General features: G+C 60.7%; 11 protein-coding genes. 9 read left to right on the forward strand and 2 right to left on the reverse strand.

The genetic code is table 11. The features are described from left to right. The first annotated feature begins 5 nt into the window (after nucleotides 1–5). The 8 genes from C4S72_RS20825 (at nucleotide 6) to C4S72_RS20860 (ending at nucleotide 8,389) form a co-directional block, all read left to right on the forward strand. On the forward strand, nucleotides 6–920 hold the full coding sequence (locus C4S72_RS20825; protein ID WP_235009220.1) for a Fe(3+) dicitrate ABC transporter substrate-binding protein: 915 nt from the start codon (nucleotides 6–8) through the stop codon (nucleotides 918–920). Between the two features lie 2 nt (nucleotides 921–922). Further along, nucleotides 923–1,912: an iron chelate uptake ABC transporter family permease subunit gene (locus tag C4S72_RS20830; RefSeq protein ID WP_104005111.1), complete on the forward strand. Its 990-nt coding sequence runs from the start codon at nucleotides 923–925 to the stop codon at nucleotides 1,910–1,912. Further along, on the forward strand, nucleotides 1,909–2,871 hold the full coding sequence (gene fecD / locus C4S72_RS20835; protein WP_104005112.1) for a Fe(3+) dicitrate ABC transporter permease subunit FecD: 963 nt from the start codon (nucleotides 1,909–1,911) through the stop codon (nucleotides 2,869–2,871). The genes C4S72_RS20830 and fecD overlap by 4 nt, the downstream gene beginning before the upstream one ends. Before the next feature lie 2 nt (nucleotides 2,872–2,873). After that, nucleotides 2,874–3,659, forward strand: a complete 786-nt coding sequence (fecE, locus tag C4S72_RS20840; RefSeq protein WP_104005113.1) for a Fe(3+) dicitrate ABC transporter ATP-binding protein FecE — start codon at nucleotides 2,874–2,876, stop codon at nucleotides 3,657–3,659. Between the two features lie 459 nt (nucleotides 3,660–4,118). Continuing rightward, nucleotides 4,119–6,293: a malate synthase G gene (locus tag C4S72_RS20845; protein ID WP_104005114.1), complete on the forward strand. Its 2,175-nt coding sequence runs from the start codon at nucleotides 4,119–4,121 to the stop codon at nucleotides 6,291–6,293. Nucleotides 6,294–6,502: 209 nt separating this feature from the next. Beyond that, nucleotides 6,503–6,766 carry a PepSY domain-containing protein gene (locus C4S72_RS20850; protein ID WP_104005115.1) on the forward strand — a complete coding sequence of 88 codons (264 nt, stop codon included), beginning with the start codon at nucleotides 6,503–6,505 and terminating at the stop codon, nucleotides 6,764–6,766. Between the two features lie 15 nt (nucleotides 6,767–6,781). Next, nucleotides 6,782–7,321 (forward strand): cytochrome b/b6 domain-containing protein, encoded by a 540-nt coding sequence (locus C4S72_RS20855; RefSeq protein ID WP_104005116.1) that lies wholly within the window; start codon nucleotides 6,782–6,784, stop codon nucleotides 7,319–7,321. An 87-nt stretch (nucleotides 7,322–7,408) separates the two neighbouring features. Then, nucleotides 7,409–8,389, forward strand: coding sequence for a ribonuclease Z (locus C4S72_RS20860; RefSeq protein WP_104005117.1), 981 nt, complete (start codon nucleotides 7,409–7,411; stop codon nucleotides 8,387–8,389). Between the two features lie 30 nt (nucleotides 8,390–8,419). On the opposite strand, the gene grxB is transcribed toward C4S72_RS20860, so the two are convergent. Then, complete coding sequence (grxB, locus tag C4S72_RS20865; RefSeq protein WP_104005118.1) at nucleotides 8,420–9,076, reverse strand: glutaredoxin 2; 657 nt, start codon at nucleotides 9,074–9,076, stop codon at nucleotides 8,420–8,422. Nucleotides 9,077–9,281: 205 nt separating this feature from the next. Between grxB and C4S72_RS20870 the strand changes: the two genes are divergently transcribed. Then, a complete protein-coding gene (locus C4S72_RS20870; RefSeq protein ID WP_104005119.1) occupies nucleotides 9,282–10,151 on the forward strand; it encodes an NAD-dependent protein deacetylase in 870 nt (289 codons plus the stop codon). Here C4S72_RS20870 and C4S72_RS20875 read toward each other — a convergent pair. After that, nucleotides 10,112–10,894, reverse strand: a complete 783-nt coding sequence (locus C4S72_RS20875; protein WP_104005120.1) for an adenosylcobinamide-GDP ribazoletransferase — start codon at nucleotides 10,892–10,894, stop codon at nucleotides 10,112–10,114. The two genes, C4S72_RS20870 and C4S72_RS20875, sit on opposite strands and share 40 nt — an antisense overlap. Between the last annotated feature and the right edge of the window lies 1 nt (nucleotide 10,895).

The following is a 10,895-nucleotide window of genomic DNA, read 5'->3' on the forward strand; positions in this document are numbered from 1 at the left end:
ACTCAATGAAAGCAGTTTTCAAACACTGGATTATCAGATTCTGGCTGATTTTCGCGCTGCCCTTTTGCGCGGTGCAGGCGCAGGCGGGCGCAACCATAGAGATGCCCGGTTTCGGAGAGTTACAGCTGGAAGGAGTGCCCCAACGGATCGTGGCGCTGGAGTACCCCTTTGTCGACGCCCTGGCTACGCTTGGCGTCAAACCGGTGGGGGTAGCCGATGACAATGCGCCGGAGCGGCTGCTGCCGGAAATTCGTGCATCGATCGGCGGCTGGCAGTCGGTGGGCACCCGCGCCCAGCCCAGCCTGGAAACCATCGCCGCGCTGAAACCAGACCTGATCATCGCCGATATCGATCGTCATGGTGCTGTCTACGCACAGCTGCAGAAAATCGCACCGACGCTGATCCTGCCCTCACGCCGCGCCAGCTACGCCGAAACCCTGAACTCGGAGCTGGTAATCTCCAGGGCGCTGGGCAAAGAGCAGCAGATGCAGACCCGCCTGGAAGCACATCAACAAACGATGGAGAAGTTCGCGACACAGCTGCCGCAGCAGACAGAGATTCAGTTCGCCGTCGCCACGCCCAAAAATCTGTACGCCCATGCCCCCGACTCCTTCATTGGCGGCCTGATCCGCACCCTGGGCCTCAGCGTGCCCAGCATTAACCGCAGTGACAGCGACGAAGTGCGCCAGATCGGCCTGGAACAGCTGCTCGCGTTTAATCCCCCGCACCTGGTTGTGGGCCGCTACAACGATGCCAATCTGCTCCAGCAATGGCAGAAGCAACCCCTCTGGCAGTTGCTGAGTGCGGTACAGAACAATCACGTCTATCCGGTGGATGCCAATATCTGGGTGCGCGGCCCCGGTATACTCGCTGCCGAGCAGATGGCGGCCGATCTGGTCAGCCTGCTGGGACAGGGCTAGAGATGTCGCTGCCCTGGCCGGCCAAATACCTGGTCGCTGCACTGTTGCTTCTGGTCTGCGGCTGGGTATCGCTGTTTACCTGGTCGGCGCTGCCGATCACCGCGCATGAAGCCTTGAACGCGCTGATCGCGCCACAACCCACCTCGGTGGTGCAGACCGTGGTGCTGGACCTGCGTCTGCCGCGGGTGCTGATCGCTGCCATCGTCGGCGCCTGTTTTGCCGTGGCCGGCGCCGTGATGCAGGGGCTGACGCAGAATTCGCTGGCATCACCGGGGCTGTTTGGCGTTAACGCCGGCGCCGCCCTGGGCGTAGCCCTGGCATCGATCTTCATCAGCTGGCAAACCGATCTGCTGCTGCCTGGCGCAGCGGTTATCGGCGGTGGCTGCGCCTGGATGCTGGTGATGCTGCTCGGCGCCGCCTGGCAGCCCGGGGCCGAGCGTGGCCGGCTGATTCTGGCCGGGCTTGCGATCTCGGCACTTTGCGCTGCGATCACCCGCGCCAGCATGATTCTGGCGGAAGAGCAGGCCCGCAGCGTGATCACCTGGCTAACCGGCAGTCTGGCCAACGTCGGCTGGGACGACTATTCACGACTCTGGCCCCTGGCGCTGATCGGCCTGCTGGCGGCGACGTTGCTGACGCCCGCACTAAACCTGCTGAGTATGGGCGAAGACCAGGCACGCAACCTGGGCCTGCGCCTGGGCCGCATCCGCCTGCTGGCGAGCCTGACCGCACTGGTGCTGGTGGCGGCCGCCATCGCCACCGCCGGAGCCATCGCTTTCGTCGGCCTGCTGGTGCCTCATATGGCCCGCGCCTGGGTCGGCCCCGACCAGCGCAAGGTGATACCTCTGTCGATGCTGCTGGGCGCGCTGCTGGTGGTGGCCGCCGATACATTGAGCCGCGGCGTCGTCTATCCCACCGAGACCCCGGCCGGCGCTATTCTGGCGCTGATCGGTGCACCCTTTTTCCTCTATATGATCAGGGCGCGCTCATGAATCCAGCGCTTCGCACCGGCCTGATACTCTGCTTTGCCGTTGCCGCCGCTGCGGCTATGAACCTGCAGCTGGGCGCGGTTAATCTGCCCTTCACCGCAGTACTCCAGGGTTTGCAGAGCGGCCATGAGAACTACTTCATTGTTCATGAACTGCGTCTGCCGCGACTGCTGCTGGCCCTGATCGTCGGCGCCAGCCTGGCCCTGGCCGGTGTGCTGGTGCAGGGCGTGATCCGCAATCCGCTGGCGTCGCCGGACCTGCTCGGCGTTTCCCAGGGCGCGAGCCTGGCGGCGGTGATCCTGATCGCACTCTACCCCGAGGTTTCCAGCCTCTGGCTGCCGGTGGTATCACTGCTGGGAGCCCTGGGCGCTGCGCTGATTCTCTGGCTGCTCTGCGGCAGGCACGCCTCACCCATAAAGATCGCCATTACCGGCGTCGCCCTGGCGGCGTTTTATGCCAGCGCCATCGACTTTGTCATGCTGACCCGGCCGCAAAACCTCAACGACGCCCTGCTCTGGCTGACCGGCAGCCTCTGGGGCCGCAGCTGGGAGCAGCTCTGGCTGGTTCTGCCGGCGGTGGCGCTGATGCCGCTGGCGGTGGGACTCTGTCAGCGGCTTAACCTGAACAATCTCGGCGATGACTACGCCACTACTCTGGGCTCGGCTGTGCCGCAGACCCGGTTTATGGCGCTGGCCCTGGCCGTTGGCCTCACTGCCGCTTCGGTGGCCGTTTGCGGACCGATCGGCTTTATTGGCCTGATGGCGCCTCATCTGGCGCGCCGGCTCGTTGGCGGTCGACACCAGCGGTTGATTCCCGTGGCCATGCTCACCGGGGCGCTGCTGCTTCTACTGGCAGACCTGGCCACCCGTATCATCAAACCGCCCATCGAACTGCCCGCCGGCATCATGACCGCTATTCTTGGCGGGCCTTACTTTATCTACCTGCTCAAGAAGGTGCGCTGACTATGCCGGATACCGCAAACGCACTGCTGTGCACCGAAAACCTCTGCGTCGGTTATGGCGAGCGGCCGATTCTGCAGGACGTATCCCTGCGCATCCCCCACGGCAAAATCACCGCACTGCTCGGCCCCAACGGTTGCGGCAAATCGACCCTGTTGAAAACCCTGGTACGTCTGCTGACACCGCAAAGCGGCCAGGTCAGCTGGAAAGGTGAAGCGCTGCATAGCCTGCCATCGCGCCAGGTAGCGCGGCAACTGGCGCTGCTGCCGCAGACCCAGCCAATTCCGGAAGGAATTCGGGTGAAAGAGCTGGTCGCCTATGGACGCAGTCCCTACACCGGTTTCTGGGGCAAGCTGAGCGCTGAAGACAGGGATGCGGTTGCCAGCGCCATGAGCGCCACCGGCATAGAGCCGCTGGCGGACCGGCTCGTTTCGGAACTTTCCGGCGGGCAGCGCCAGCGCGCCTGGCTCGCCACCACCCTGGCACAGGACACCGACTACCTGCTGCTGGATGAGCCCACCACCTACATGGACCTGAACCATCAGGTCGAGCTGATGCATCTGTTGCGACAGCTAAATCAGCGCGGCAAAACCGTCATCAGTGTTCTGCACGATATCAACCAGGCCAGCCGCTACTGCGATCACCTGGTGGTGATGCACCAGGGGCAGATCGTTGCCGAGGGCACGCCGGATGCAATCCTGACCCCTGAACTGCTGCGCCAGGTGTTCTCCGTGGATGCGGAGATCCATACCGACCCTCTGGCCGGCACACCCATGTGTGTTGTGAGATGAGAGTTTGGGTATATAAAAGTGCGAAATAAGAGCGCTGATTAATAAACGCGTGATACTGGATAGGCTCGGCAACATCCCTGAAACGCCCTGCTCATCCCTTGAAGGGCGCCATTTATGGCACCGGCACAGCGTTGAAAACGCTTATGAATCATTTGTTTCATAATGTTATTTATAGGATCATAAGAAACAACCCCGCCCGCTATTGAGGCTGATCAGCGGCTTTTCCCTAGTAAAAAAACAACAAAAACACGCGCTAAAATCTGAAAAAATCCAGTAATCGTGTTGCCAAATAACACGAAAACTCTCCTTTTTCATACTTTAGGCCAAGAGGGGTTACATCTGCGCTGAATTGCGCTATTTTCGCATTGCACAATGCAACCCTGCATTCGTAACCCAATTTCTGGCCACGCAGCCTCGCAGGAGCCGGGAGACTATAAACACGAAAAAGAGGCAGTCCTCATGAGTCAACGCGTACAGGTTGGCGGCCTTCAGGTCGCTGAAGATCTCTATAACTTCATCAACAATGAAGCCCTGCCGGGCACAGGCGTGGATGCGGACGCCTACTGGGCGGCATTTGATGCCATCGTGCACGACATGGCACCGCGTAACCGTGAGCTACTGGCCAAACGTGACGACCTCCAGGCGCAGATCGACGAATGGCACCGCCAGAACCGCGGCGAGTTCGACTTCACCGCCTACACCCGCTTCCTGACCGAGATCGGCTACCTGCTGCCGGAAGGCGAAGACTTCAAGGCCACCACCAGCAACGTGGACCCCGAGATGGCCACCATGGCCGGCCCGCAGCTGGTCGTGCCGGTGATGAACGCCCGCTACGCCCTGAACGCGGCCAACGCCCGCTGGGGTAGCCTCTACAACGCCCTGTACGGCACCGACGCCATCTCCAACGAGGGCGGCGCCGAAGCTGGCAGCGCCTACAACCCGGTGCGCGGCGCCAAGGTTATCGCCTTTGCGCGCAAGTTCCTCGACGACTACGCGCCGCTGGAACAGGGCTCCCACAAGGACTCCACCGCTTACAGCATCAACAACGGCAAGCTGGCTGTGACCCTGGCCGATGGCAGCGAATCCGGCCTGAAAGACCCGTCACAGCTGATCGGTTTCAACGGCGATGCCGCTCGTCCCGACGCTATCGCGCTGGAGCATAACGGTCTGCACTTCGAGATCCAGGTCGACGCCGAAGATATGATCGGCAAGACCGATGCCGCCAACGTCAAAGATATCCTGATGGAATCGGCACTCAGCACCATCATGGACTGTGAAGACTCCATCGCCGCCGTCGATGCCGAAGACAAAGTACTGGTTTACCGCAACTGGCTAGGCCTGATGAAAGGCGATCTGACCGAAGAGGTCAGCAAGGGCGGCAAGACTTTCACCCGTCGCATGAACCCGGACCGCGTCTACACCAGCCCGAACGGTGGCGAAGTAGCGCTGAAGGGCCGCAGCCTGATGTTCGTGCGTAACGTGGGTCACCTGATGACCAACCCGGCGATCATCGACAAGGACGGCAACGAGATTCCGGAAGGGATCCTGGACGGCCTGGTCACCACGCTGATCTCCGTTCACGACGTGAAGGGCAACGGCCAGTTCCGCAACACCGTTACCGGCTCTATCTACATCGTTAAGCCGAAAATGCACGGTCCGGAAGAGGTTGCCTTCACCAACGAACTTTTCGCCCGTATCGAAGACGCGCTCAACCTTGATCGTTACACCATGAAGGTGGGGATCATGGACGAGGAGCGCCGTACCACGGTGAACCTGAAAGAGTGTATCCGTGCCGCCAAGGAGCGCGTGGTGTTTATCAACACCGGCTTCCTCGACCGTACCGGTGACGAGATTCACACCTCCATGGAAGCGGGCCCGATGATCCGCAAGGGCGACATGAAAGGCGCCGCCTGGATCAAGGCCTACGAAGACTGGAACGTGGACACCGGCCTGGCCTGCGGCCTCAGCGGTCGTGCCCAGATCGGTAAGGGTATGTGGGCGATGCCGGATCTGATGGCCGGCATGCTGGAAGCCAAGATCGGCCACCCGCTGGCCGGCGCCAATACCGCCTGGGTTCCGTCACCGACCGCCGCGACCCTGCACGCGCTGCACTACCACAAGGTGGATGTATTCGCCCGTCAGGAGGAGCTCAAGTCCCGCCCGCGTGCGGCACTGGAAGATATCCTCACCATTCCGGTGGCACAGAACCCGGACTGGAGCGCCGAGCAGATCCAGGAAGAGCTCGACAACAACGCCCAGGGTATTCTCGGCTATGTAGTGCGCTGGGTTGACCAGGGTGTCGGCTGCTCCAAGGTGCCGGATATCAACGATATCGGCCTGATGGAAGACCGCGCCACCCTGCGTATCTCCAGCCAGCATATCGCCAACTGGCTCCACCACGGCGTCTGCTCGGAAGCACAGGTGATGGAAACCATGCAGCGTATGGCCGCGGTTGTGGACCGCCAGAACGAAGGCGACGCCGCTTACCGTCCGATGGCTGCCGATTTCGACGGCTCCGTAGCCTTCCAGGCCGCCTGCGACCTGGTACTCAAGGGCCGCGAACAGCCGAACGGCTACACCGAGCCGGTTCTGCACCGTCGCCGCCAGGAAGCCAAGGCCAAGTTCGGCGGCTAAGTTCAGCGGCTAAGTTGAACGCCTGAGCTTAAGCTGATGAAAGCCCCTCCCTCGCCGGAGGGGCTTTTTGTTTGTAGATAGCAGCAAAAAGCCTCCATTTCGACGCACAGCTTTGCAAAACTTAACCTCATTCCCTGTGAGGCTTAAGGTTCGTTTAAGACACCCTGCCTAATCTGGTTCCCGTCAACTTACTCAACGAGGAACCAACAATGAAAAAATTTCTCGCTCTCGCCGCTATCGCTTTTGGTGCCATCTCCAGCAGCGCTTTTGCCAAGGATCTTTGCGATGTTCCTGAAGATCAGTGGCAGAGCATGGAAGCCTTCGAACAGGCGATCACCGACAAAGGCTGGAAGATCAAAAAAACCAAGGTCGATGACGGCTGCTACGAGGTCTACGGCTGGGATGAAAACGGCGAAAAGGTAGAAGCCTATTTCAACCCGAAGACCTTTGAACTGGTCAAAATGGACGACTAAGCAGGGGACGCTCAAATGAAAACCACCGTCAAAGTCTGGGATCCGATGGTTCGCATCTTTCACTGGTCGCTGGTGACCTGCTTTGCGGTGGCCTGGCTCAGTGCAGATGAATGGCAGGACCTGCATGAGGTCGCGGGTTATACCGTGATGGGCCTGATCGCCTTTCGCATCCTCTGGGGTCTTGCGGGCCCGCGCTACGCCCGCTTCCGCCACTTTATCCACACCCCGTCACGGGTGGTCGCCTATCTGAAGGATATCTGCAAGGGACGCGAAGCCCGCCATATCGGCCATAACCCGGCAGGAGGCATGATGGTGCTGGCGCTGCTGCTGGGGCTGTCGCTGCTCACCTTCACCGGCTGGCTCTACACCACCGACCAGTTCTGGGGTGAAGACTGGGTTGAGGAAACCCATGAATTTCTCGCCAACCTGCTGCTGATGTTCGCAGGGCTGCATCTGGCCGGCGTGATCCTGGCCAGCGTGCGACACAGGGAAAGCCTGGTCAAAGCGATGCTCACCGGCCGCAAGCGAGCGCCCTCCGACAGGGATATCGCCTGATGCAGTAATGTCATAACCGGCGTGGCCAAGTCGCGCCGGTCTGTTTTACACTCGGGTGACCATGGCAGTTATTTGGAATCTCTGGCGTTGAAAATCACCTTCCTCGGCACCTCTTCCGGCTCACCGACCAAGCAACGTAACCTCAGCGCCACCGCGGTACAGCCAGAAACCGGCAAACCCTGGATACTGGTAGACTGCGGCGAAGCGACCCAGCACCGACTGCTGCACACCCCGCTGTCACCGCACCGGCTCGAAACAATCCTGATCACCCATATTCACGGCGACCACTGCTATGGCCTGCCGGGACTGCTGGCCTCCTGCCAGCTCACCGGGCGTACGGCGCCACTGACGCTGATCGGTCCGCGTCAGGCCTGGGAGTTTATCGATGCGGTGATCCGCACCACCGAGCTTTACCTGGAGTACCCGCTCGAGTTTATTGAGGTCTCGGAGGCGCTGTGCCACGAAGCCGCAGGCTTTCGCGTTACTGCCTCACCGCTGAGCCACCGTACCCAGTGCTGGGGTTATCGCGTCGAGGAGCTCGATGTGCCGCTGCAATTGGATGTGGAACGGCTGCATGCAGAAGGCGTGGCTGCGGGGCCAGCCTACGCCAGCTTGCAGCGCGGTGAGGATGTGCAGCTGGATGATGGCAGAACGCTGCTAAGTGCCGACTATACCCAGCTGTCGCGTAAACCCCGGGTAGTGGTTATCGCCGGCGATAACGATACGCCGGAATGTCTTAGCGCCGCCTGTGATCAGGCGGATCTGCTGATCCATGAGGCCACCTACACCGAAGAGGTGCTGCAACAGGTGGGTCCGGAACCCCAGCATTCCAGCGCACAACGAGTCGCCAGCTTTGCTGAGCAGGCCGGCATCCCCAACCTGCTGCTGACCCATTTCAGCCCCAGGTACGCCTTCGCCTCCAAGCGCCCGCCGGCGAAACGCTCCGGCGGCCATCGCATCAGCGAAATCCGCGATGAAGCCAGGCAACACTACTCCGGTCACCTGGAACTCGCCGAAGACCTGGACCGCTGGCTGCTCAGCCGCCAGGGGATGCTGTTGCCGCTCTGAGCGGTCGACAGCAGCAAGAACAGATAAGGATCAGATAGCGCGATCGAAATAGAGGTCCAAACGTGTCAGGTCCGCGACCTCATTCAGGTAATTGCGTACTGGCTCAGGCCACTCGAGTCCATTCACCAGGGTCAGGCTGCGCAGCATCGGGAAGATCATCACGTCATCCCAGCTCAACCGGCCTTCCCTCTCGGAGGGCAGCGTCAGTGTCGGCAGATTGGCCAGCGCCTGGTTAACCGGCGGCAGATATTCATCGGTCTTGGCAAAAGCCTCTTCAAACGTTTCGCCAATCATCTCTTCTTTCTTGCCGCGGAAATAATCGCGGGCGCTGTCGGTGGCGAACTCCGGCAGGCCAATACGGGTGACACGGGCGAAATTCAGCTTCCAGTTCGCTGGCTGCGCGGCGGAAAACGCTTCGGAGAACTGCTCAGCCAAGGCCGTTTGAGGCAGAATGACCCGCTCGGCATCACCGATCTCATCCAGTTTCTGGCAGATATCCAGGCTTTCACCGATCACCTGCTCACCGTGCTGCAGCACCGGCAGCATTTTCTTGCCTATCAGATCAAAACAGGTCTGCTCATCATCATTCAGCAAGACTTCACGCTGAAAAGGCACCTTTTTGTAGCCTGCCACCATAGTCGCTCGCACGCAGAATGGGCAGTGATCGTAGATGTAGATGCGCGTCATATCGTCTATCCCTGTGTATATTTCGTTCAAAACCGATATACATATCAGAACATGTTTGCCCCCCGTTTTTCCAGCGAGCTACCGGCGTAAGAAATAATCCAAAACAGCTTTGTTAGAGTAAAAGAATCGTTAGAGTAAAAGAGTGCTTAGAGTAAACCTGTAATTGAGAGTGCGCGCCTGAAGACGCTCTGCTGGAGGAACCCCATTGAGTCAGTCCGTTAACGCCCTGCTTGAGTTTGTGCAACGCTACCCGCGGCTTCTGGTGCTGACCGGCGCCGGCATCAGCACCGACTCGGGCATTCCCGATTACCGGGATCGCAACGGCGAGTGGAAGCGCAAGCAGCCGGTTCAGCACGGCGACTTCATGAACAGCCACAGTACGCGTCAGCGCTACTGGGGACGCAGCCTGATCGGCTGGCCGGTGATCCAGTTGGCACAGCCCAACAACGCCCACCGCGCGCTGGCAGAACTCGAGAAGCGTGGCCACGTGGAGCTGCTGGTCACCCAGAACGTGGATGGCCTGCACCAACGCGCCGGTTCCAGCGCCGTCATCGACCTGCACGGCCGTGCCGGCGATGTGATCTGCATGAGTTGCGACTTCCACTGCAGTCGCGATGCTGTGCACCAGCGCTCGGCACTGATGAACCCGGAGTTTATGCAGTACACCGCCACCAGCGCGCCGGACGGCGATGCGGATCTTGAAGTGGATTTCAGTGGTTTCGAGGTGCCGCACTGCCCCGAATGCGGCGGTATTCTGAAACCCGATGTGGTGTTTTTTGGCGATAACGTACCCAAAGCCCGGGTCCATGAATCCTTGGACGCCCTCACCCGCGCCGATGCCCTTCTGGTTATAGGTTCTTCGCTGATGGTCTATTCCGGCTTTCGTTTCTGCCGCCGCGCCAAGGAGCAAGCCAAACCGATGGCGGCTCTTACACTGGGGAAAACCCGGGCCGACGAACTGCTCGACCTTAAGCTGGATGAGCCCATAGCGCCGACACTGGAGCAGCTGCTGGCATCACTGAACAGGCCACCGCCTCAGAAAGAAGCGCCCAGCGAGGTGATACTGGCAAAGTAAGCCCCGGATATCAGAGCGGCGAACAGCACCGCTGTTTCCGTCAGCTCGATCAACGCACCGGCGGTGTCACCGGTAGCGCCGCCAAGCCGTGCCAGCATCGCCCGCCGGGCAAGCCAGAACAGCAACGCCGGCAGCGCCAGCCAGAGCCAGCCCGCCATCAGCGCAACCAAACCAACGCCGACACTGATCAGATAGACCGGCTTGCGCTCTAGTCCGGCGAGCATAGCGCTGGCGATTCCTCCACGGGAGGCATAGGGCGTGGTGCCCAGCAACAGCAGGGCCGCGGCACGGCCTGCCAGTGGCGCCAGCAGCAGCGCAAAGCCCTGCCCCACCGGCAGCAGCGCCATCAACAGGCTCCATTTCAACAGCAGCTGCAGCAGCAGTGCGATAACGCCGGTCGCGCCGATATGGGGGTCTTTCATGATCTTTAGCGTGCGCTCACGATCGCTCAGGCCACCCATCCAGCCATCGGCGCTGTCGGCCAGGCCGTCCAGATGCAGCCCGCCGGTGATCACACACCAGACCAGCAATACCAGTGCCGCCTGAACCTGCCCCGGCAGCGTCATGGTCAATGCAGCGCAAAGCCAGAGCAGTCCCCCGATCAGCAGGCCGATCAGCGGGTAGTAGAGCATCGCCAGCCCCTGGGTGCGCTGATCCGGCACGCCGTCCAGGCGCACCGGCACCTGGGTCAGAAACTGCAGCGCACAGAGAAACGCCTGCTGATGCCGCTTTAAGCCATTCATA

Source organism: Marinobacterium lutimaris (assembly GCF_900108065.1).
Taxonomy (GTDB): Bacteria; Pseudomonadota; Gammaproteobacteria; order Pseudomonadales; family Balneatricaceae; genus Marinobacterium_D; species Marinobacterium_D lutimaris.